This is a genomic window from Streptomyces sp. NPDC090798 (assembly GCF_044768965.1).
Taxonomy (GTDB): domain Bacteria; phylum Actinomycetota; class Actinomycetes; order Streptomycetales; family Streptomycetaceae; genus Streptomyces.
The window spans coordinates 93834-115639 of sequence record NZ_JBIVXA010000011.1 but is presented as its reverse complement, the minus strand read 5'-3'; the positions used below and the strand labels follow the sequence as shown (position 1 = coordinate 115639).

Here is a 21806-nt window from a genome sequence, read left to right as displayed (position 1 = left end):
CGGGGCGGGACCGCCCCCGGACGCCCTCCGGGACGCCCCCGGAGGCCCCCGGGCGCCCCCCGCGCCGGCGTCAGGCCTTCGGTGCCACCTTCGAGAGGCCGTTGATGATGCGGTCCATCGCGTCGCCGCCGGTCGGGTCCGTGAGGTTCGCGAGCATCTTGAGGGTGAACTTCATCAGGAGCGGGTGGGTCAGGCCGCGCTGAGCCGCGATCTTCATGACCTTCGGGTTGCCGATGAGCTTCACGAAGGCGCGGCCGAGGGTGTAGTAGCCGCCGTAGGTGTCCTTGAGGACACGGGGGTAGCGCTGGAGGGCCAGTTCGCGCTGGGCAGGCGTCGAGCGGGCGTGGGCCTGCACGATGACGTCCGCGGCGATCTGGCCGGACTCCATGGCGTAGGCGATGCCCTCGCCGTTGAAGGGGTTGACCAGGCCGCCGGCGTCGCCGACCAGCAGCAGACCCTTGGTGTAGTGCGGTTGGCGGTTGAAGGCCATGGGAAGGGCGGCGCCGCGGATCGGGCCGGTCATGTTCTCCTGTGTGTAGCCCCAGTCCTCCGGCATGGAGGCGCACCAGGCCTTCAGGACCTCGCGCCAGTCCAGCTCCTTGAAGGAGTCGGAGGTGTTGAGCACGCCGAGGCCGACGTTCGAGGTGCCGTCGCCCATGCCGAAGATCCAGCCGTAGCCGGGCAGCAGACGGTCCTCGGCGCCCCGGCGGTCCCACAGCTCCAGCCAGGACTCCAGGTAGTCGTCCTCGTGGCGCGGGGACGTGAAGTACGTACGGACCGCGACACCCATCGGGCGGTCCTCGCGGCGGTGCAGGCCCATCGCCAGGGACAGGCGGGTGGAGTTGCCGTCGGCGGCGACGACCAGCGGCGCGTGGAAGGTGACCTCGCGCTTCTCCCCCGCGTCGCCCAGCTTCGCGTGCACGCCCGTGATGCGGCCGGTGCGGTCGTCGATGATGGGGGCGCCGACGTTGCAGCGCTCGTACAGCCGCGCGCCCGCCTTCTGCGCCTGCCGGGCCAGCTGCTCGTCGAAGTCGTCGCGCTTGCGGACGAGTCCGTAGTCCGGGTAGGAGGCGAGATCCGGCCAATCCAGCTGAAGGCGGACACCGCCGCCGATGATGCGCAGGCCCTTGTTCCGCAGCCAGCCGGCCTCTTCGGAGATGTCGATCCCCATGGAGACGAGCTGCTTGGTGGCGCGCGGGGTCAGGCCGTCACCGCAGACCTTCTCCCGCGGGAACGCGGTCTTCTCCAGGAGCAGGACGTCGAGTCCGGCCTTCGCCAGGTAGTACGCGGTCGTGGAACCGGCTGGTCCAGCCCCGACGACGATCACATCTGCGGTGTTTTCGGAGAGGGGTTGGGGCTCGGTCACGGCGGGGTCTCCCCAAGACTCGAAATCTGCGTGCTGACGGGCACTGGACATGGGCAGTCTATGCAGCGGTACTGATCACCTGGCTGAAGGGCTGCCCCGTGAACCGAGCTCTCCCCGACGTACGGCTGCGTGTCCCCACCGACGAGGACGCGTTCGCCTGGCACCGGATCTTCGCCGACCCCGAGGTCATGGAGTTCCACGGTGGGAAGGCGGCCGAACTGTCGGTGTACGAGGAGCTCACCGCGCGCCAGCGCCGGCACGACGCCGAACTCGGTTTCTGTCTGTGGACCATGGTCGACGCGGAGGGTGAGGTGCTGGGGTTCACCGGGGCGCAGCCGTGGCCGCGCGAGTGGGGGCCGAGGGGTGAGATCGAGATCGGGTGGCGGCTCGGCAGGGCGCACTGGGGCAAGGGGTACGTCACCGCCGCCGCGCTCACCACCCTGGAGCGGGTGCGCGCGGCGGGCGTCCGGGGCGTCGTCGCCATGGTCAGACCCGGCAACGAGCGCTCCATCGCCGTGACCCGACGCGTCGGCATGGAACTGGCGGAGGTCTTCACCCGTCCCACGACGGCCGAGCCCGCGCACTGCTACCGCCTCGCCCTCTGACGGCTTCCGGAAGGCCGCCGCACGGTCTCCGGCAGCCACCCGACGGCTTCCGGAAGGGCCGGGCCCTGGCTTACCCTTCCGGTACCGCTGGGGGTGACGTCCGTGCGCCTGACACCCAAGACACCCGAAGTGCGCGTGCCGCGGCTCATCGGCCTGATGGCCGTGGACGCGCGCGAGACGGCCGATGCGCGAGGTGTGCTGCTCGCCGCGCCCGACCGGCCCGACTTCCATCTCACCGTCGTCGACTACGTCGTACGCCAATATCCGCCGCCCGGCTCCGAGGTGCCGCGCGGGGCCGTGGTCACCGTGTGGTTCGACCTCGGTGACGCGGAGGGCGGCGCGGGTGTGCGGGAGCCGCGGCTGCCCGGTCCGCCGTCGGGCGGTATGCGCCGTGAGCTCGACGAGCCCGGTGACCCGTTCGAAGTGCTCAGCTGAGACAGCCGCTCTGCGGAACCGAGAGCGGCAGCTCGCCCGGAGGAGGCGCCAGGCGGCGCTTGCCCGAGGGACGGCGCAGGCGCCTGCCCGCAGGACGCGTCAGGCGGCCTTGAAGCCCCGGTGCAGGGCCACCACGCCGCCCGTCAGGTTCCGCCAGGCCACCTTCGACCAGCCGGCCTTGCGCAGCTTCTCGGCGAGCTCGGGCTGGTTCGGCCAGGCGCGGATGGACTCGGCGAGGTAGACGTACGCGTCGGGGTTGGAGGACACGGCACGGGCGACCGGCGGCAGCGCGCGCATCAGGTACTCGGTGTAGACCGTGCGGAACGGTGCCCAGGTGGGGTGCGAGAACTCGCAGATCACGACCCGGCCGCCGGGCTTGGTCACCCGGTACAGCTCGCTCAGCGCCGTGTCGGTGTCCTGGACGTTGCGCAGGCCGAAGGAGATCGTCACCGCGTCGAAGGTGTCGTCCTTGAAGGGCAGCTTCGTCGCGTCGCCCGCGGTCAGCGGCAGCCAGGGGTGGTTCTTCTTGCCGACCCGCAGCATGCCGAGGGAGAAGTCGCAGGGCACGACGTACGCGCCGGCGCGGGCGAAGGGGAGGGACGAGGTCGCCGTGCCGGCCGCCAGGTCCAGGATCTTCTGCGCGGGGCGCGCGTCGACCGCCTTCGCGACCTCCCTGCGCCACACCCGGTCCTGGCCGAGCGACAGCACGTCGTTCGTCAGGTCGTACCGTTCCGCCACGTCGTCGAACATCGAGGCGACTTCGTGCGGCTGCTTGTCCAGGGATGCGCGGGTCACTCCCCCATTGTGGCAGCACGGACCGGGCGACTTCGCGGCGCCCGGCCCGTACGCCGGTCTCACGCAGCCTTCCTCAGGGGAGCAGCTTCGGCTTCTTCTTGGCGGCCACGTCCTCGACCCAGCCGACCAGCGGGATGGCGATCCAGATCAGCACCCAGCCGATGCCGAACATGAACCACTGGCTCTCCAGCGGCAGCCACTTCTCGAAGGCGGGCACCTTCCAGAACTGGTCGATCAGCGGGACCGCGAGCACGAGGGCGATCTCGTGCCAGAGGTAGATCGTCACCGCCCGCCCGTTGAAGATCGTCACGATCCGGTCGAGCCGCTTGAAGCGGGCGAGCCAGGCGAAGTCGACGTTGCAGTACGCCTTGAAGTACATCAGCAGCGTCACGAAGCCGGCCGACCAGAAGGTCTGCGCTACGGGGACCTCGTCCAGGTCGTACGTGCCGAACTCCGCCTGGTGCGCGAAGGCGTACCAGCCGCCGTACGCCAGGAGGGCGAGCGACGCCAGGATCACCAGGGCAGGCTTCAGCCGCTGGAGCACGCCCTCGCGGTGCGCGAAGCCGACCAGCCAGCAGAACAGGAAGGTGGCGAAGTCCGTCAGGCCGCTGCCGAAGCGGTTGTCCGGCGGCTGCCAGGCGTACTGGAAGACCAGGATCGGGGCGAGGGAGAGAAGCAGGACCGGGAGGGGGGCCTTGCGGAAGACCTTCAGGAGCAGCGGGGACATCAGGACGAACCAGAGGTACGTCCGCAGGTACCAGAGGATCTCCCAGGCCTGGATGCCCCACTGGTTGCCCGGCGGGTCGCCGACCGGCACGATCCAGAAGACGATCTGCCAGCCCGGCATCCAGTCGTGGATCAGCATCGCCACCACGACGAAGAAGCCCCAGAACCAGAAGGGCGGCAGCAGCCGTCGCATCCGGCTCTTGACCACCTTGAGCGCGGGGCGTTCCAGGGACTTGGCCATGAGCGAGCCGGCGAGCGCGAACATCACGCCCATCGACGGGAAGACCAGGCCTGCCCAGGCCCAGCCGAAGGTGTGGTACGCCACGACACGGACCAGCGCGACGGCGCGCAGCGCGTCGAAGTAGCGGTCGCGTCCGGTGCCTCTGGCCTTCGGCGCCGGGTCGGCAGCGGGGCTTTCGGGCTCTCCGGCGTCAGGGCCGGGCTCGGTCGGGACGACAGTGTCCGCCGCGGGCTCCGGCTCGATCACCGGCAGGGGTGCCGTCTCGGTGACGTACACCTGGCCGTGGTCGACGTACCCCTGGCCGTAGCCGTACTGCTGGGGGGCCTGAGGCTGCCGGCCCTGCCCGTAGGGATCGGGCTGCTGCCCGTACCCATAGTCATATCCCTGCTGGCCCTGGTACCCCTCATATCCCTGGTACCTCTGTTGTTCCGAGCCCCAGCTCATGTCAGCTCACTCCTGCCGGGGTCCCGACCTCACCCGTGCGCTTGAGCTTCTGCCAGCGGAGGCGACCGCCGGTCAGGGCGGTCACGGAGGAGTGGATCAGGACGAGGTACATCATCTGGCGGTACGCGAGCTGCTGCAGCGGCAGCATCGCGAGGTAGCGGTACTTCTCGCGGTCGAGCCGGAACGCGTAGGCGGCGCAGACGAGTTGGACGACCAGCACCGCCAGCCAGGCCAGCAGTGAGGCCCAGAAGTCCACGAAGATCATCGAGTAGACGGTGAACACGTCGATGAGCGGAGCGAGGACCGGCGTGACGATCTGGAAGATCACGACGAGCGGCATGCCCATGCGGCCGAAGCGACCCGACGGGCCCTTGTCCGTCAGGGACTTGCGGTGCTTCCACAGCGCCTGCATGGTGCCGTACGACCAGCGGTAGCGCTGCGACCACAGCTGCTTCAGCGAACTCGGCGCCTCCGTCCAGGCCTTGGCGTGCTCCTGGTAGACGACCCGCCAGCCCGCGCGGTGCATCGCGATGGTGATGTCGGTGTCCTCGGCGAGCGTGTCCTCGCTCATGCCGCCGACCTCGAGGACCGCGTCGCGGCGGAACGCGCCGATCGCGCCCGGGATGGTGGGCATGCAACGCAGCAGGTCGTACATGCGGCGGTCGAGGTTGAAGCCCATCACGTACTCGATGTGCTGCCAGGCGCCGATGACGGTGTTGCGGTTGCCGACCTTGGCGTTGCCCGCGACCGCGCCGATGCCCGGGTCCGCGAAGGGCTGGACGAGCTGGTGCACGGCGTCCGGCTCGAAGACGGTGTCGCCGTCCATCATCACGACGATGTCGTAACTGGCATTGCGGACGCCGTTGTTGAGGGCGGCCGGTTTGCCCGCGTTCTCCTGGCGGATGACCCGGACGTTGGGCAGGCCCAGCGACTCGGCGATCTCCTTGGTGCCGTCCGTGGAGCCGTCGTCGACGACGATGATCTCGATCGGATGGGTGCTCTGCGCCAGCGAGTGGAGCGTGTTGGCGATGCACTCCTTCTCGTTGTACGCGGGCACGATCACCGTCACCGGCCTGGTGACCGTCGGCCCCCAGCTGAACTTGCCGCCCTTGCCGCGCTTCCTGTTGCGCTGTCTGTAGTGGCGGCGGGCGAGGATCAGCATCATCCCGAAGCGGCCCATGACGGAGATGCCGACGACCAGCAGCAGCCAGGAGAGCAGCGGCAGGACCCATTCGGCGACCGCGACCGCGTAGATGAGGGCCTTGCCCTCGTAGAGGGTGGCACCGGTGGCCTGCTGCTGACCGGACTGCTCGATGTTCCCCTTCCTGGCGGAGCTGGATCCGGGCGCGGACTGCGTGCCGCCCGGCTGCTCGCCCTGAGCGCCGACACCGGCACCGGCACCCGCACCCGCACCGGTACCGGCACCCGCACCCGCACCCGCACCGGTCTGTCCGACCCCGGCCTCAACGGCCTGTCCGGAACCGGAACCGGTGGTGCCCGTGCGCCCGGCCCCGTTCGACGCCCTGTTCAGCTTCGCCATCGCGCCGCTGACGGTGGTGAAGGAGTAGCCCTTCGCCTTCATCTTCTTGATGTACGTGTCGAGCGCCTTGACCGTCTGAGAGCGGTCGCCGCCCGCGTCGTGCATGAGGACGACGGCGCCCTTGTCGTTCTTCGGCGTGGCCCACTGGACGATCTTCGAGACGCCCGGCTTCTTCCAGTCGTCGCTGTCGGTGTCGACGAAGACGCTGGTGTAGCCGAGGTTGCCGATCTCCTTGTAGACGGGCCAGCTGTAGTTGTCGACGGCGTCGATCTCCGAGGAGTACGGGGCCCGGAACAGCGTCGTCGTGATCCCCGCCGCACCCGCGAGCGCGAGCTGGGTCTGCTTCAGCTCGCGCTGGAGCCGTCCCGTGCCCTGGTAGGAGAGGTCGACATGGGTGAAGGTGTGGATGCCGACCTCGTTGCCCTGGTCCACGAGGTCCTTCACGACGCTCGGATAGCGGGAGACCATCGAGCCGACCATGAAGAAGGTGGCCTCGACGCCGTTGTCTTCGAGCACCTTGAGGATCTGGGGAGTCCAGGCCGGGGTCGGACCGTCGTCGAAGGTGAGCACGATGGTCTTCTTCGGGACGGACTGGGTCTTGGCCGTGCCGCCCGTGAACGTCAGGAGCGGACCGCCGTCGAGGATCTTCTGCGGCACCTTGTCGTAGGCCGCGCCGTCGCGCACCCGCGCGTCGTTGCCGATCTCGGAACGCAGATAGCCGTCGAGCAGCATCACGCTGGTGAGCCCCAGCAGGAGCAGCAGGGCGAGGATCACGCGCGGTTTCTGCAGCGCCGCGGCCTTGCCGGCCGCCCGCTCCATCTTGGTGGGGGCGCGCCGGCGGCCGCGTGGAGGCGTCGTCGAAGTCATGGAGGTGGGTCCGTTCCGGTCAGTTGGCGCCGGTGGAAGCGGACGCGGATGCGGCCGAGGCCGGGGAGGAGGCCGAGGCCGGGGAGGTGGCCGAGGAGGGGGCCGTGCCCGTGCGCAGGCGCGCCGGCGGGGTGCCGGTCGGCCTGCCGGTGGGGGCCACGCCGCCCTGCGGCCGAAGGTTGCCCCCGGGTGCGGAGCCGGCCTGGCCGCCGCTGAACGGGAGGAGCGAGGACGGGGTCAGCGAGGTGCCCCAGCCCATGAAGGCCATCCCGAGGACGACCGCGTAACCGAAGCAGACGGCGCCGACGAGCATGCCGAACCTGCGCAGCAGACGTGCTCTGCGCCCGGAGTTGTCAACGAACACGGGACCGTCTTCGGACGCGCTGCCGCGTTTGCGGCGGCGGCCGCGCCCTTGACTGTGGTTTTCGATGGCTGACTCGGATTGCATTCCCCGGATATTAGGGCTCCTTTATGTGGCCAATTCTCTGGTTCTCATGTGAGGCGCCCATGAAACTTGGCCCAAGCTGTCCATTCCCTGAGAGATTCCTTGAACATCTGCGCAGTTCAGCGTCGATACATATTTACCTTGTGTACCGATTCGCGGCCCGGCTTGCCCGATTCGCGTACCGCTACTCATGGGTCACCCATGCGCTTCCTGTATTCGGTAATCACCCTCGGATGTGCCACCTTGGAACTCCCGAATCGCACTTTGTTTCGGTCCTGAGACAGAAATCACGAGAGCGGGTGCATACGCAATGAGGGGTTATCTGAGGCCGGCTGCCGGGCTCACCTGCCTGTTTGCTCTGGCGGCGGCGGGGTGCTCTTCCGGTGGTACGGGCGCCATGGACACGGCGCCCGCGCAGACCTCCCGGGCCCCGCGGACGAGTGCGGCGCCCTCCGGGAGCGCGTCCTCCTCCAGCACCTCCTCCAGCACCTCGTCCAGCACCTCGTACGCGCCCTACGTGAGCGCCACGGAGGCCTCCGCGACGGACTCGGCAGGGTCTCCGACCACGTACAACCTGGCTTTCGTGATCTCCGACGGCACCAACTGCACGGCCAAGTGGAACGGCACGGACGCCATCGGCAAGGCCGCCGTGAAGTCCCGGATCTCGGCGCTGAAGGAGTCCGGCGCGCGTGTGCGCGTCTCGTTCGGCGGGGCGTCCGGCAAGGAGCTGGCGGAGGTCTGCGGCAGCGCGAGCGCGCTCGCGGCGGCGTACGGGGCGGCGCTCGACGCCGCCGGGTCCACCCAGGCCGACTTCGACATCGAGGGGGACGCGCTGACCGACTCCGCGTCGGTCGCGCTGCGGTCCAAGGCGATCGCGCTGCTTCAGAAGGAGCGCGGTGACCTCAAGGTGTCCTTCACGCTGCCGGTCATGCCGTCCGGGCTGGACTCGGACAGTCTGGCGCTGCTGGAGTCCGCCAACGACAACTCCGTGACGGTCTCCACGGTCAACATCATGACGATGAATTACGGGAGTTCGTACTCCGGGGACATGGGCGACTACGCCGAGACGTCCGCCAAGGCGACCCATGATCAACTGCAGGATGTTTTCGGACTGTCGAGTGCGGGCGCCTGGCAGGGGCTCGCGTTGACCTCGATGATCGGGGACAACGACGTGGCCAATGAGACGTTCAGCCTCTCGGACGCGGCGCAGGTCCGTGCGTTTGCCGAGTCGAAGAAGATCGCTTGGGTGTCGATGTGGTCGACGTTCCGGGATCAGCAGTGTTCGAGTGATGACGCTTCTTCGGACAATGCGGCCACCAATTGCAGTGGGGTTTCGCAGAGTTCGGGGGCGTTTGCGGAGGCGTTCGCCGGGTGAGTTCGTCGGGTGCGGACCGGTGGGGGCTGAGCGCGCCCCGCGGCGGAGCCGCATATATACACAGCCCCGCGCCCCTCAAAGAAGGGCGCTGCCCGGTCCGGGGTGAAGAAGTTCAGCGGCGTCTGTGTACCAGGCGGCCCGCGCACACCGTCGCGATGCATGCTCCGTCCGCATCGAAGACCGCGAGGTCGGCACGTCCCGCGTCGACGATCGCGGTCTCTCGCGTGCGCGGGAGTACGGCGACCTCGTTACGGGAGGCCGCCGCGCGGAGGTCGGGGGTGTCGGCGTACTGCTGCAGTACGGCGGTGGCGCCCGACTTCAGGACGGCGTGCAGCCGCTCCCTGGGGGACGGCGCCTCGGGCAGTGGGCCCTCATGGACGCGCGCCGGCCCCAGGACCCCGGGCCAGCTGCGGACCCGCGCCCCCGGAAAGCGCTCCAGCAGCACGTCCAGCGGCCCGGTGCCCGCGACCCGGTCGCCCTCCACGGCGACCGCGCCGTCCTTCAGCGGGTCCGCGTCCCGGCTGATGCGCAGCTCGTCGGCGGTGTGGATCGTCAGCACGGCGGGGCTAGTTGGAGGCGAGCAGCTTCAGCTCGGGGTGTGCCGTGCCGCCCTCGATCGCGGTGGACGAGATGTGGGACATGACGCGCTCGTCGACCGGGTCGTTCGCCGGGTCGTCGTGGACGACGATGTGCTCGTACGTCGTGGCCCGCTGGGCGGGCACGCGGCCGGCCTTGCGGATCAGGTCGATGATCTCCATGCGGTTGGAGCGGTGCTTGGCGCCCGCCGAGGAGACGACGTTCTCCTCCAGCATGATCGAGCCGAGGTCGTCCGCGCCGTAGTGCAGGGAGAGCTGGCCGACCTCCTTGCCGGTGGTCAGCCAGGAGCCCTGGATGTGGGCGATGTTGTCCATGAACAGCCGGGCGATCGCGATCATCCGCAGGTACTCGAAGAGCGTCGCCTGCGTGCGGCCCTTCAGGTGGTTGTTCTCGGGCTGGTAGGTGTACGGGATGAAGGCGCGGAAGCCGCCCGTGCGGTCCTGTACGTCACGGATCATCCGCAGGTGCTCGATGCGTTCGGCGTTGGTCTCGCCGGTGCCCATGAGCATGGTGGACGTCGACTCGACGCCCAGCCCGTGCGCGGTCTCCATGATCTCCAGCCAGCGCTCGCCGGACTCCTTGAGGGGGGCGATCGCCTTGCGGGGGCGGGCCGGGAGGAGTTCGGCGCCGGCGCCCGCGAAGGAGTCGAGGCCGGCGGTGTGGATCCGCTGGATGGCCTCCTCCACACTCACCTTGGAGATGCGGGCCATGTGCTCGACCTCGGACGCGCCGAGGGAGTGGATGACCAGCTGCGGGTAGGCGGCCTTGATCGCGGCGAAGTGCTTCTCGTAGTACTCGACGCCGTAGTCCGGGTGGTGTCCGCCCTGGAACATGATCTGCGTACCGCCGAGTTCGACGGTCTCCGCGCAGCGGCGCAGGATGTCGTCGAGGTCGCGCGTCCAGCCCTTGTCCGTGTCCTTGGGAGCCGCGTAGAAGGCGCAGAACTTGCACGCCGTGACGCACACGTTCGTGTAGTTGATGTTGCGCTCGATGATGTACGTGGCGATGTGCTCGGTCCCCGCGTACCGGCGGCGGCGTACCGCGTCCGCGGCGGCGCCCAGGGCGTGCAGCGGGGCGTCGCGGTAGAGGACGAGCGCCTCTTCGGGGGTGATGCGCCCGCCCGCGGCAGCACGGTCGAGGACGGCTGTGACATCAAAAGACGTGAGGTCGGCCTTCTCGGTCACCGGGAGCGTCCCTTTCGTAAGGGTTCTGGACGGACTTGGTCAGCCTACGCCAGCCCCGCCCGTGGCCCGACGTCAGGCCGCGTACGCCCCGATCAGCAGCCCGATGTACGCCCCCGCGATCAGGAACGGTCCGAAGGGGATGGACGTCTTGCGCCCCGCGCGTCGCATCAGCACCAGCCCCAGCCCGTACAGGCCGCCGAACAGGAACCCGGCGAAGGTCCCGAGCACCACGGTCCCCCATCCGTACCAGCCGAGCACGGCCCCGATTCCCAGCGCGAGCTTCACATCCCCGAAGCCCATGCCGTTCGGGTTGACGAGGAAGAGGAGGAAGTACGCGCCGCCCAGCACGAGCGACCCGAACAGCGCGGTCGGCCACTGCCCCGCGTGCTCCGGTACGAGGGCCATCAGGCCCAGCAGTACGAGCGCCAGGCCCGCGAGCGGCAGGGTCAGGACGTCCGGCAGGCGCTGCACCCGGAAGTCCACGACCGCGAGCAGCACGCCGAGCGGCGCGAGCAGCAGCCAGACGGCCAGTTCGGGGCGGGCGCCGGTGGCGAGGGCGAGACCGGCGCAGGCCCCCGCGGTGGTGAGGGCGACGAGGGGGGTGCCGGGGCCGTAGCGGTACGCCGTCGGGGCATCGCCCGGCACCCGCCCCGCAACACCGGGCACCGGCCCCGCATCACCGGCCACCGGCCCCGCAACACCGGGCGCGCGCCCCGCGTCTCCGGGCGCCGACCACGACGTACGAAGGTACTGGGCGCAGTCGGCGCAGCGGGCGAGGCCGAGCCAGCCGGCCGCGGCGCCGGTGAGGGCGTGTCCGTCGGGGCACCGGGTCCGCCACGCCTCGTCCGGTTCCACCGCGAACCGGTAGGCGGCCCGCGGTACCAGCAGTCCCGCCGCCGCGCCCCAGAGGGCGGCGAGGACGGTCAGCCACAGTGGCCGGATGGACCAGAGTTCGAGGTCCACGGCTACTCGGCCTTCGACATGCGTGCCACCGGATCGCCCGCGTCCGGGTTGTCCGTCTCGTACTTGAGGTCGCCACCGGCGGGGATCAGCCGTACCTCGTGGCTGCCCGTCGTGCAGGTGCTGGGGTTGGACGTCTTGGCGGTGCTCGTCGCGGTGAGCTGTTCGTCCGTGACCTTCTTCAGGACGAGTACGTCGTCACAGACGCCGCCGATCAGGTCGGTCGAGCGGAACGTGCCCAACTCCTTGCCCACGGCGGCCTGGTGGAGGGTGACCCGGAACGTGCCCGCGGGCAGCTTGCCGCTCAGCGCGTAGGCGTCGCCCGACCAGGTGCCGAGGTAGTGCGCGGGCACGGAGGCGAGCGTCGCGCCGGCCGATCCGGCGGCGCTCGGTGTCGCCGCCGGGGGGCTGGCCGCGGAATCGGGGCCGCTGGAAGCCGAGTTGTCACCGCCGCCGCCCGGGAGCAGGTGGAACATGAACACCGAGCCCACGGTCACCGCGGCCAGCGCACCCGCGACGGCCAGCGCGAGCGTGCAACTCACCCTGCGGCCACGACCGTTCGCACCGGGGGCGGAGGTCGCGGCCATGCTGACGGAGAGCTTGCCGGGGTGGTCGGAGCGGGCCGCGGGCGTGCTCGGGTGGACCGTCGGCGCCGGGACCGCGTCCTGGACATCGCGCTGTCCCGGTACGTACGTCGGCATGGCGTACGGCGGCATGGTCGGCGGCGGCCCGAACACCCCGTCGGGTGGCGGCGCCCCGGCCCCGGAGTCCGTGCCCACCGAAGGGCTGCTGAAGCCCACCGGCCCGGACGGCGTCACCTCCGCCGCTTCCAGGTTCAGCAGCTGCACCGCGCTGCGGCTGACCTGCTCCACCAGGGGCCCCGGCAGCCAGCCGGCGGTCACCAGCCGGGCCGCCCCCTCGGGGGCCAGCCGCCCGGCCACCTCCCCCGGGGTCGGCCGTCCGGCCGGGTCCTTGGCGAGGCAGGCGGCCACGAGTTCCCGCAGCTCCCCCTCCAGGGAGCCGAGCCGGGGTTCCTCGTGCACCACCTTGTAGAGGAGGGCGGCCGAGGAGTCGCCGGGGAACGGGGACTCGCCCGTCGCCGCGTACACCAGCACCGCGCCCAGGGAGAAGACGTCCGCCGCGCCCGTGACCCCCTTGCCGAGGATCTGCTCGGGGGACATGTAGCCGGGGGAGCCGACGGAGACGCCCGTCGAGGTGAGCGAGGCGGTGCCGTCGGTGGCCCGGGCGATGCCGAAGTCGATGAGGAGGGGGCCGTCTAGGGTGAGCAGGACGTTGGAGGGCTTGACGTCACGGTGGACCAGGCCCAGCGCGTGGACCGCCGTGAGCGCCTCGGCCAGGCCCGCGCCCAGCACCCGTACCGAATGCGCCGGAAGCGGACCGCCCGCGTCCGCGACCGCCGCCGCGAGCGAGGGACCGGCCGCGTAGCCGGTCGCGACCCACGGCACGGACGCCTCCGGGTCCGCGTCGAGGACCGGGGCCGTCCACGCGCCGCCCACCCGCCGCGCGGCCTCGACCTCGCGGCGGAAGCGGGCGCGGAACTCCTCGTCGAGCGCGAAGTGCGGGTGCACGATCTTGACCGCGACCGTCCGCCCGCCCGCGCTGCGGCCCAGGTACACCCGCCCCATGCCGCCGGAGCCCAGCCGGCCGAGCAGCCGGTAGGGCCCCACGACCGTGGGTTCATCCACTCCGAGCGGCTGCATGGCGCTCCCACCTCCCCCGTACGCACGGACGCACTGCCCAGCAGGGTAGTTCCGTACGCCCCCGCGGGGTCCCCAACGCCCCCGCGGGTTCGGAACATCCCCCGCGATCCCAGGGAGACGTCCGCGCGATGTCAGGGAGTCAGCAGTTCGACCTTCACGTCCGTCGGGAAGCCGGTGGTCGAGCCGACCCGTCGGGCGAACTCCTGTACGGCCGCGAGCTGCGGGCCGCCGAAGCGGAAGTCGAGCGTGGTGAAGTACCGCTCCAGGATCCGCTCGTCGAAGGCCTCCCAGCGGGCCGCCTGCTCGGCGACCTTGGAGACCTCGTCCAGCGAGAGGTCCCGGGAGGCGAGGAAGGCCTCGTGCACCTTGCGGGTGACGACGGGCTCGCGCTCCAGGTAGTCGCGGCGGGCCGCCCACACGGCGAAGACGAACGGCAGGCCCGTCCACTCCTTCCACAGCGTGCCGAGGTCGTGCACCTCCAGACCGAACTTCGGCCCGTCGAGGAGGTTGGCCCGCAGTGCCGCGTCGCCGATGAGGACGGCGGCGTCGGCCTCCTGCATCATCAGGCTGAGGTCGGGCGGGCAGGTGTAGTAGGACGGCTGGACGCCCACGCTCTCGGCCAGCAGCAGCTGCGCGAGCCGAACGGACGTACGGGAGGTGGAGCCGAGGGCGACCCTGGCGCCGTCCAGCTGGTCCAGCGGGACCTGCGAGACGATCACACAGGACATCACCGGACCGTCGCAGCCGACCGCGATGTCCGGGAAGGCGACCAGCTCGTCGGCGTGCTTGAGGAACTCGACGAGCGTGATGGGCCCGATGTCGAGGTCGCCCTGCACCAGCTTCTCGCTGAGCTTCTCCGGGGTGTCCTTGGTGAGCTCGAAGTCGAGGAGCGTGCCCGTTCTCGCGAGCCCCCAGTAGAGGGGCAGGCAGTTCAGGAACTGGATGTGGCCGACGCGCGGCCGGGTGCGGTAATTGTCCACATCGCGAGGCTAGACCCCATGGAGTACCGTGCAGTCTCCAGGGTCCCCGCGTGGTTTCCGAAACCCTTCCGCCCTCTTGTGTCAACCCTTGCGACAGCGAGTCGACACCCCCACGTCAACCCATCCGCCATGCGGGTCAAACATCCGGGTGACGTGATCTTGCCCCCTATTGCTTTCGGCTGCCTGCGTGCTAGGCTCGCCGCAAGTTGCAGTTTGGTTTCCCTTGCAGTACAGAGCCTGCGGAGCATGTGACCGCGGGCTCTCGTCGTTTTCAGACGAATGCAGTTGTTTACACAATCGCAGGTTCTGGAGCAGGGCAACCCTTTGGGCCCAAGGAGGGCTTATGGCTACCGGAACCGTGAAGTGGTTCAACGCCGAAAAGGGCTTTGGTTTCATCGCCCAGGAAGGCGGCGGCCCGGACGTCTTCGTCCACTACTCCGCGATCAACGCGAGCGGATTCCGCTCTCTCGAAGAGAACCAGTCGGTTTCCTTCGACGTCACGCAGGGTCCGAAGGGCCCGCAGGCGGAGAACGTCACCCCGATCTAAGTCTGCGGGCTTCATGAGCCCAATGCTTTGATCCGGAACGGATCGCATTACCCAAGGAGCCCCGCGCCAGCCGGTCGCGGGGCTCCTGCCTTGTCCGGATCGGCCCGGAGCGGCCCTACCGCACGTACAGCTCCTCGATCTCCTTGCTGAAGTCACGTTCGATCGCCGCCCGCTTCAGCTTCATGGTGGGGGTCACATGTCCCGCCAGCTCCGTGAAGTCACCCGGGAGGACGGCGAAGCGGCGGATGGACTCGGGGCGGGAGACGAGTTTGTTGGCCTCGTCGATCGCGCGCTGGAGGATGACGTTCAGCTCCGGGTCGTCCATGAGGAGCTCCGGCGGGACGGGGTGCTTGCCGATCATCCGGCGCCAGTGGGTGACGCCGTCCTGGTCGAGGGTGAGCAGGACGGTGACGTAGGGGCGGCGGTCGCCGAGAACGATGCACTGGGCGATCAGCGGATGCGAGCGGAGCCAGTTCTCCAGAGGCGCGGGAGCCACGCTCTTGCCGCCCGCGGTGATCAGGATCTCCTTCTTGCGGCCCGTGATGGTGAGGTAGCCCCCGTCGTCCAGTTCGCCGATGTCGCCGGTCGCGAACCAGCCGTCCGGCGCCGCGTCGACGACGCCGCCCGCGTTCGGGTCCCAGTAGCCGCGGAAGATCTGTTCGCCGCCCAGCAGGATCTCGCCGTCCCCGGCTATCCGGACCCGGGTACCGGGCAGCGGCCAGCCCACCGTGCCCAGCCGGGGTTTGAGCGGGGGCGTGACGGTCGCGGCGGCGGTGGTCTCCGTCAGGCCGTACCCCTCGAAGATCTCGATGCCGGCGCCCGCGTAGAACGCGGCGAGACGGCGGCCCAGCGGGGAACCGCCGCAGATCGCGTAGCGGACCTTGCCGCCCAGCGCGTTGCGGATACGGCGGTAGACCAGGGGGTCGTAGAGGGCGCGGGCGGCGCGCAGGGAGCGCGAGGGACCCGGCCCGGTGCCGTGCTGCTTGGCCTCGACCGCCTCGCCGTAGCTGCACGCGATGCGCGCGGCGCGGTCGAAGGAGGACCCGCGGCCCATCTTCTCGGCCGTGGCCCTGCCGGTGTTGAACACCTTCTCCAGGACGTACGGGATGGCCAGCAGGAAGGTGGGTCTGAAGCTCGCGAGGTCCGCGAGCAGGTCCTCGGTGCTCAGGCTCGGCGCATGGCCCAGGCGCACCCGCGCGCGCAGACAGGCGACCGCGACCATCCGCCCGAAGACATGGGAGAGGGGGAGGAAGAGGAGCATCGACGCGGCGTCCGAGGTCTTCGCCTTGAAGATCGGGTAGAGCAGTTCGATCGCGTTGTCGATCTCGGCGAAGAAGTTGCCGTGGCTGAGTGCGCAGCCCTTGGGGCGGCCGGTGGTGCCCGAGGTGTAGATGAGGGTGGCGAGCGTGTCGGGGCCGAGCACCCCGCGGCGCACGGCGACCTCCTGGTCCGGGATGCCCTGGCCCAGCTCGGCCAGCCGCTCCAGGTGTCCCTTCTCGAAGACCCACATGTGCCGCAGGTCGGGGATCCGGTCGCGTTCCGGGCCGAGCGCGGACGCCTGCGCCACCGTTTCGGTGGCGAGGGCGACGGCTCCCGAGTCCTGGAGGATCCAGCGGACCTGGAAGGTGGAGGAGGTGGGGTAGACGGGGACGGTGACCAGACCCGCCGCCCAGGCCGCGAAGTCCAGGAGCGTCCACTCGTACGTCGTCCGCGCCATGATCGCGATGCGGTCGCCGGGGGCCAGGCCCTCGGCGATCAGGCCCTTCGCGACCGCCAGCACCTGCGCGGCGAACTCGGTGGCGGTCACGTCCTCCCAGGCGCCGTCGGCGTTCTTCCTGCTGAGAACCGCCGCGTTCGGGGCCACGGTCGCGTTGTCGAACGGGATGTCCGCGAGCGAGCCGTGGGTCACCTGACCGACGAGGGGCGGCACGGACACCTCGCGCACCACCCCGTCCAGCCGCTTGATCTCGGGCTCCACGAGGGAGGGTGGGGAGTCGTACGGGCTGGGCTGGCTGGACATGGGGCGGCTCCTTGGCTACCAGGACCCGGTCGGTATGAGGCGGGTTGGGGGCGCAAAGCCTCATACGTGCCTGGGGCGTGGGGGGTTCATGCGAGTTTCAACAAGGCAGGGGTGACCGGGATCGTACGGGCTTGGGGTGTGGGGTTTGTGGGTGTCTGGGGCGGGCGGGGTGCGAGTTGCCTCCGGTACGGGGATTCGGGTGCGGGGGGGTCCTCGTATGCGGTGGGTTCTTCGGGTGCGGGTGTGTGGGGGCTTGTCGCGCCCCGCGGCGGAGCCGCATATGTACAGCCCCGCGCCCCTAGAAGCGCCGGGGCGGGCGGCATTGGAGGGTGCCGGCGTCAGTGGCGTTCCAGGATGGCCGTGACTCCCTGGCCGCCTGCCGCGCAGATCGAGATGAGGCCCCGGCCGGGGGTGTCGCGTTCCGCCAGGAGTGTGGCCAGGGTCGCCACGATGCGGGCGCCGGTGGCGGCGAAGGGGTGGCCGGTGGCGAGGGAGGAGCCCGCGACGTTGAGGCGGGAGCGGTCGACCGTTCCCAGGCCGCCCTTCTCCCAGGCTGCCAGGGTGGCGAGGACCTGGGAGGCGAATGCCTCGTGGACCTCGATGAAGTCGAAGTCCTCCAGGGAGAGTTCGGCGCGTTCCAGGAGCCGGGGGACGGCGTACGCCGGCGCCATCAGCAGGCCGTCCTCGCCGCCGACGACGTCACCCTCGACGAAGTCGACCGCGGCGGTCTCGTACGCGGTCAGGTGGGCGAGCGGGGACAGCCCCCGCGCCTCGGCCCAGTCGTCGCTCGCCAGGAGCACCGTGGCCGCGCCGTCCGTCAGCGGTGTCGAGTTCCCCGCGGTCATGGTCGGGTCGGGCTGTTCGGTACCGAACACCGGCTTGAGCGCGGCCAGTTTCGTGGGCGTCGAGTCCGGGCGGAGGTTCTGGTCGCGGGTCAGGCCGCGGAACGGGACGACGAGGTCGTCGAAGAGGCCCCGTTCGTACGCCGCCGCCAGCCGCTGATGGCTGGTGGCCGCCAGTTCGTCCTGCGCCTCGCGGGTCACCCCCCACGCGCGGGCCGTCACGGCGGCGTGCTCCCCCATGGACAGACCCGTGCGCGGCTCGGCGTTGCGCGGGATGTCGGGGACGAGGTGGGAGGGCCGGACGCGGGCGAGGGCCCGGAGGCGGGCGCCGGGCGACTTGGCGCGGCGCAGCTCCAGGAGGATGCGGCGCAGGTCGTCGTTGACCCCGAGCGGGGCGTCGCTCGCGGTGTCGGCGCCGCCCGCGATCGCGCACTCGGTCTGGCCCAGCGTGATCTTGTTGGCGGCGGCGATGACGGCTTGCAGGCCGGTGCCGCAGGCCTGCTGGATGTCGTACGCCGGGGTGCGCGCGTCGAGCTTCGAGCCGAGGACGGTCTCGCGGGCGAGGTTGAAGTCGCGGCTGTGCTTGAGGACGGCACCGGCGACCAACTCGCCCACCGCTCCCGGCTCTTCGAGCCCGAACCGCTCGACCAGGCCGTCGACCGTCGCGGTCAGCATCTCCTGGTTGGAGGCGGTGGCGTACGGGCCGTCGGAGCGGGCGAAGGGGGTGCGGGCGCCGCCGACGACAGCGACGGGGCGCGTCCCGGACGGACTTCCGGTGGGGCTTGTTCTCGGTGGATTGCGGGGGCTCATCTCGACCTGCTCCTGATCCTTCACGTAGCCTTACCCTGGGTAACCTTACTCTGGAGTAAATTTACGTCCGAGCGGGGAGTTGGACAATGGCGGACCGCTATCTGAGCTTCACCGGGACCGCACCCGGTCGCTTTCTGACCCGTCGGCTCGGGCTGCCCCAGCCGGCCGCGCTGCGGCGCTGGTCACCCGAACGCCCCGTCCTGGAAGGCACGTTGCTGCTCCTCACGGCCGGGAAGCCGACGCTGGACGACGTGACCGCCGTACTGGCCCGGACGGGGCTCGAGGTGCGCACGGAGGCGACGGCTGAGCGGCCGGCCGGGGTCGTGCTCGACGCGACCGGGGTCGCCGACGTGGAGGCGCTCGCCGAGGTGCACGCGGCGCTGCATCCCGTGGTGCGGTCGGTCGCCGACGGTGGGCGGGTGGTGGTGCTCGGCACGGCGCTCGACCCCGCCGATCACCATCAGGCGGCGGCGCAGCAGGCGCTGGAGGGGTTCGTGCGGTCTCTGGGGAAGGAGATCGGGCGGGGGCGGACGGTGACGTTGGTGCGAATCGTGGGGGCGGCGGCAGGGACGGCGGGTTCCGCGGCCGGTGCCGAGTCCACGTTCCGGTTTCTGCTGTCGCCCAGGTCCGCGTATGTCAGTGGGCAGGTGATCGAGGTCGGTCACGCCGGTGGTGGTGACGGCGGTGCTGGTGAGGTGTCCGTCCCGGCGGACTGGGCGCGGCCCCTCGCCGGGCGGACCGCTCTCGTCACCGGGGCCGCGCGGGGGATCGGGCGGGCGGTGGCCGAGACCCTGGCGCGGGACGGGGCGCGGGTGGTGTGTCTGGACGTGCCCGGCGCGGCGGCCGAGCTCGGCGTGGTCGCCGCGCGGCTGGACGGGGCGCGGGCGTTGGCGCTCGACATCACCTCCGCGGACGCGGGGGCGCGGATCGGGGAGGCGTTGCCCGACGGGCTGGACGTTCTCGTCCACAACGCCGGGATCACACGGGACCGGAAGCTGGCCAACATGCCCGCGGAGCGGTGGGGGTCGGTGCTCGACGTGAATCTCGCGAGTGTGCTGCGGACGACGGATGCGCTGTTGGGGGACGGGGTGGTGCGGCGTGGGGGGCGGATCGTGGCCACCGCGTCGATCGCCGGGATCGCCGGGAACGTCGGACAGACCAACTACGCGGCCAGTAAGGCGGGGGTCGTGGGGTTCGTACGGGCGCTGGCTCCGCGGGTGTGGGACGAGCACGGGGTGACGGTGAACGCCGTCGCGCCCGGCTTCATCGAGACGAGGATGACGGCGGCCGTGCCGTTGTTCGTTCGGGAGGCGGGGCGTCGGATGAACTCCCTCGGGCAAGGGGGGTTGCCGGTCGATGTGGCCGAGACGATCGCGTGGCTCGCGGGGCCGGGGTCCTGGGCCGTGAACGGGCAGGTGGTGCGGGTGTGTGGCCAGAGTCTGCTGGGGGCGTAGGAGTTTCTTCGCCCCCGCCGCCCCTGCCCGTCCCACCCCTCCGGGGCTCCACCCCAGGCCCTCCGGGGCTCCGCCCCAGGCCCCATGGGGCGGCCTTGTGGCTGCGGGCCGGTGGGGGCTGGTCGCGCAGTTACCCGCGCCCCTAGAGGCACTGGGGCGGACGGCGTCGGCGAGGGCGAAGCAGCCCTCCGCTCAGCCCCACCGGCCCGCAGCCGACGAACCACCCCACCACAGCCTCCCGGAAGGATCCCATGACCACCCTCACCCTCACCGCTCCCCCGGCCCTCGCCCCGCTCCTGGCCCGGGGTGCCCTGTTCTCCCCCCTCAAGCGGCGGCCCCGCCCGGACGCCCACGTCCCGCCGACCCGTCTCGTGCTCCCGGACGTCCGTATCGATCTCGCCCGGCTCGCCACGTACGAGCGGGTCTGCGGGTTCGCCACGGGGGCGGACGCGCTGCCGGTGACGTATCCGCACGTCCTCGGGTTTCCACTCGCCATGCGGATCATGGCGAGCCGCTCGTTCCCCCTGCCGCTGCTCGGGCTCGTCCACACCTCGATCGAGATCACCCAGCGGCAGCCGCTGGCCGCCTCGGACGCGTACGAACTCGGCGCGCGCGTAGCGGGGTTGGAACCCCATCGCCGTGGGACGCAGGCCTGCGTCGTGACCGAGGCGAGGGTCGAAGGCGAGCCGGTGTGGCAGTCGCGGAGTATCTATCTCGCCCGGCACCGCACGAGCGGGGAGGCGGCGTCCACGATCCCGCGGGAGTCCGACGGCGGCGGTCCCCTTCCCGTCCGTGCCGAGTGGCGGCTCGGCGGTGACATCGGGCGGCGGTACGGCGCCGCTTCGGGGGACCGCAACCCCATCCACCTGCACCCGCTCACCGCCCGCCTGTTCGGCTTTCCCCGCGCCATCGCGCACGGCATGTGGACGGTGGCCCGCTGCCTGGCCGAACACGGCCCGCAGGGCGCGGTGCGCGTACGTGCGGACTTCAAGGCGCCCGTTCTGCTGCCGGGCACGGTCACCTACGCCGCCGACGGCCCCGCCTTCGAACTCCGCGGCACGGACTCCGGGCGCCTGCATCTGGCGGGCGACATACGGCCCATAGGGCGCCCATAGGGTGTCAGGGTCAGTCCTGCGGGGGCGTCCACGGGCGGTTCTCCATCAGGTCGCCCAGGCCCGCCCAGGCGAAGTTCATCAGTGTCGCCGCCGCCTGCTTGGCGGAGACGCCCGGCGTGGCGTTGGCCCAGGCGGCGAGGGACTCGGCGGCGCCGACGAGGGCCTCGGCGAGTCCGGCGACCTCCCGCTCGGGCAGGGACGGGTCACGGTGTGCCTCGCGCGCCGCGACCACGATCAACTGGGTGACGAACGCGACGAGTTCCTCGCGCATCGCCGCGACCTCGGCCGCGAACGGCTCGCCGTGCGTACGCGCCTGACGGTGCAGGACCGCCCAGCCGTCCGGGTTCTCCGCCGTGTGCGTGAAGAACGCCCGTAGGCCTGCCCAGAGTTGACGGTCGGCGGGCAGACCGGACTGGACGCCCGCGCGCACCGCCGCGGTCAGCGCGGCCGCCTCACGGCGGATGCAGGCGGTGAAGAGGTCTTCCTTGGAGTTCAGGTACAGGTACACCAACGGCTTGGACACGCCCGCCAGATCGGCGATCTCGTCCATCGAAGCCGACCGGTACCCCCGCTGCCCGAAGGTCCGCACGGCGGCGTCCAGCATCTGCTGTTCACGCACCGCGCGCGGCATCCGCTTGTTCTTCACAGCACCCATACGGGCAAGCGTACGATCGGCCGCCGTCGGCCAGGCACCGCGAGCCGCGGATCCCCGGACGTGTGGTTACGTGAACGCGTGG

At 70.8% G+C, this 21806-nt stretch carries 19 protein-coding genes; 6 read left to right on the top strand and 13 right to left on the bottom strand.

Going from position 1 to position 21806, the window contains the following annotated elements; genetic code table 11:
* Positions 1-70: 70 nt before the first annotated feature.
* Positions 71-1366, bottom strand: coding sequence for a geranylgeranyl reductase family protein (locus tag ACIQTP_RS24350; RefSeq protein ID WP_403402993.1), 1296 nt, complete (start codon positions 1364-1366; stop codon positions 71-73).
* Positions 1367-1464: 98 nt separating this feature from the next.
* Between ACIQTP_RS24350 and ACIQTP_RS24345 the strand changes: the two genes are divergently transcribed.
* Together ACIQTP_RS24345 and ACIQTP_RS24340 are read left to right on the top strand one after the other, a co-directional pair.
* Complete coding sequence (locus ACIQTP_RS24345) at positions 1465-1971, top strand: GNAT family N-acetyltransferase (protein ID WP_403402990.1); 507 nt, start codon at positions 1465-1467, stop codon at positions 1969-1971.
* A 102-nt stretch (positions 1972-2073) separates the two neighbouring features.
* Positions 2074-2406 (top strand): PASTA domain-containing protein, encoded by a 333-nt coding sequence (locus tag ACIQTP_RS24340; RefSeq protein WP_403402987.1) that lies wholly within the window; start codon positions 2074-2076, stop codon positions 2404-2406.
* A gap of 99 nt (positions 2407-2505) precedes the next feature.
* Here the strand turns inward: ACIQTP_RS24340 and ACIQTP_RS24335 are convergent, their stop codons facing one another.
* The 4 genes from ACIQTP_RS24335 to ACIQTP_RS24320 all read right to left on the bottom strand — a co-directional run bounded on the left by ACIQTP_RS24335 (position 2506) and on the right by ACIQTP_RS24320 (position 7383).
* Positions 2506-3201, bottom strand: coding sequence for a demethylmenaquinone methyltransferase (locus ACIQTP_RS24335; RefSeq protein ID WP_403402984.1), 696 nt, complete (start codon positions 3199-3201; stop codon positions 2506-2508).
* A 73-nt stretch (positions 3202-3274) separates the two neighbouring features.
* Positions 3275-4612: an acyltransferase family protein gene (locus ACIQTP_RS24330; RefSeq protein ID WP_403402981.1), complete on the bottom strand. Its 1338-nt coding sequence runs from the start codon at positions 4610-4612 to the stop codon at positions 3275-3277.
* A 1-nt stretch (position 4613) separates the two neighbouring features.
* Positions 4614-7019 carry a bifunctional polysaccharide deacetylase/glycosyltransferase family 2 protein gene (locus tag ACIQTP_RS24325; protein WP_403402978.1) on the bottom strand — a complete coding sequence of 802 codons (2406 nt, stop codon included), beginning with the start codon at positions 7017-7019 and terminating at the stop codon, positions 4614-4616.
* A 19-nt stretch (positions 7020-7038) separates the two neighbouring features.
* Positions 7039-7383: a hypothetical protein gene (locus tag ACIQTP_RS24320; RefSeq protein WP_403402976.1), complete on the bottom strand. Its 345-nt coding sequence runs from the start codon at positions 7381-7383 to the stop codon at positions 7039-7041.
* A 391-nt stretch (positions 7384-7774) separates the two neighbouring features.
* Here ACIQTP_RS24320 and ACIQTP_RS24315 point away from each other — a divergent pair, with 391 nt between their 5' ends.
* Complete coding sequence (locus ACIQTP_RS24315) at positions 7775-8839, top strand: chitinase (protein ID WP_403402973.1); 1065 nt, start codon at positions 7775-7777, stop codon at positions 8837-8839.
* Positions 8840-8951: 112 nt separating this feature from the next.
* On the opposite strand, the gene ACIQTP_RS24310 is transcribed toward ACIQTP_RS24315, so the two are convergent.
* From ACIQTP_RS24310 to ACIQTP_RS24290, 5 genes are all read right to left on the bottom strand, one after another.
* The gene (locus ACIQTP_RS24310; protein ID WP_403402970.1) at positions 8952-9398 is read right to left on the bottom strand and encodes an imidazolonepropionase-like domain-containing protein; all 447 of its coding nucleotides are present in this window, start codon (positions 9396-9398) and stop codon (positions 8952-8954) included.
* 7 nt (positions 9399-9405) lie between these two features.
* The gene (gene mqnC, locus ACIQTP_RS24305; protein WP_403402967.1) at positions 9406-10620 is read right to left on the bottom strand and encodes a cyclic dehypoxanthinyl futalosine synthase; all 1215 of its coding nucleotides are present in this window, start codon (positions 10618-10620) and stop codon (positions 9406-9408) included.
* 72 nt (positions 10621-10692) lie between these two features.
* Positions 10693-11583: a prepilin peptidase gene (locus tag ACIQTP_RS24300; RefSeq protein ID WP_403402964.1), complete on the bottom strand. Its 891-nt coding sequence runs from the start codon at positions 11581-11583 to the stop codon at positions 10693-10695.
* A 2-nt stretch (positions 11584-11585) separates the two neighbouring features.
* Positions 11586-13301 carry a serine/threonine-protein kinase gene (locus ACIQTP_RS24295; protein WP_403402961.1) on the bottom strand — a complete coding sequence of 572 codons (1716 nt, stop codon included), beginning with the start codon at positions 13299-13301 and terminating at the stop codon, positions 11586-11588.
* Positions 13302-13432: 131 nt separating this feature from the next.
* Entirely contained in the window at positions 13433-14281 is an 849-nt protein-coding gene (locus tag ACIQTP_RS24290) for a menaquinone biosynthetic enzyme MqnA/MqnD family protein (RefSeq protein ID WP_403402958.1), read from the bottom strand.
* Positions 14282-14624: 343 nt separating this feature from the next.
* Here ACIQTP_RS24290 and ACIQTP_RS24285 point away from each other — a divergent pair, with 343 nt between their 5' ends.
* Entirely contained in the window at positions 14625-14828 is a 204-nt protein-coding gene (locus ACIQTP_RS24285) for a cold-shock protein (protein WP_028805073.1), read from the top strand.
* A gap of 115 nt (positions 14829-14943) precedes the next feature.
* Here the strand turns inward: ACIQTP_RS24285 and ACIQTP_RS24280 are convergent, their stop codons facing one another.
* Together ACIQTP_RS24280 and ACIQTP_RS24275 are read right to left on the bottom strand one after the other, a co-directional pair.
* A complete protein-coding gene (locus ACIQTP_RS24280) occupies positions 14944-16848 on the bottom strand; it encodes an AMP-dependent synthetase/ligase (RefSeq protein ID WP_403402955.1) in 1905 nt (634 codons plus the stop codon).
* 338 nt (positions 16849-17186) lie between these two features.
* A complete protein-coding gene (locus tag ACIQTP_RS24275) occupies positions 17187-18500 on the bottom strand; it encodes an acetyl-CoA C-acetyltransferase (RefSeq protein ID WP_403403408.1) in 1314 nt (437 codons plus the stop codon).
* A gap of 86 nt (positions 18501-18586) precedes the next feature.
* On the opposite strand from ACIQTP_RS24275, the gene ACIQTP_RS24270 reads away from it, so the two are divergent.
* Complete coding sequence (locus tag ACIQTP_RS24270; RefSeq protein ID WP_403402952.1) at positions 18587-19954, top strand: 3-oxoacyl-ACP reductase; 1368 nt, start codon at positions 18587-18589, stop codon at positions 19952-19954.
* Positions 19955-20205: 251 nt separating this feature from the next.
* Entirely contained in the window at positions 20206-21069 is an 864-nt protein-coding gene (locus ACIQTP_RS24265; protein WP_403402949.1) for a MaoC family dehydratase, read from the top strand.
* A gap of 10 nt (positions 21070-21079) precedes the next feature.
* On the opposite strand, the gene ACIQTP_RS24260 is transcribed toward ACIQTP_RS24265, so the two are convergent.
* Positions 21080-21724: a TetR/AcrR family transcriptional regulator gene (locus ACIQTP_RS24260; RefSeq protein WP_402034451.1), complete on the bottom strand. Its 645-nt coding sequence runs from the start codon at positions 21722-21724 to the stop codon at positions 21080-21082.
* Positions 21725-21806: the final 82 nt, after the last annotated feature.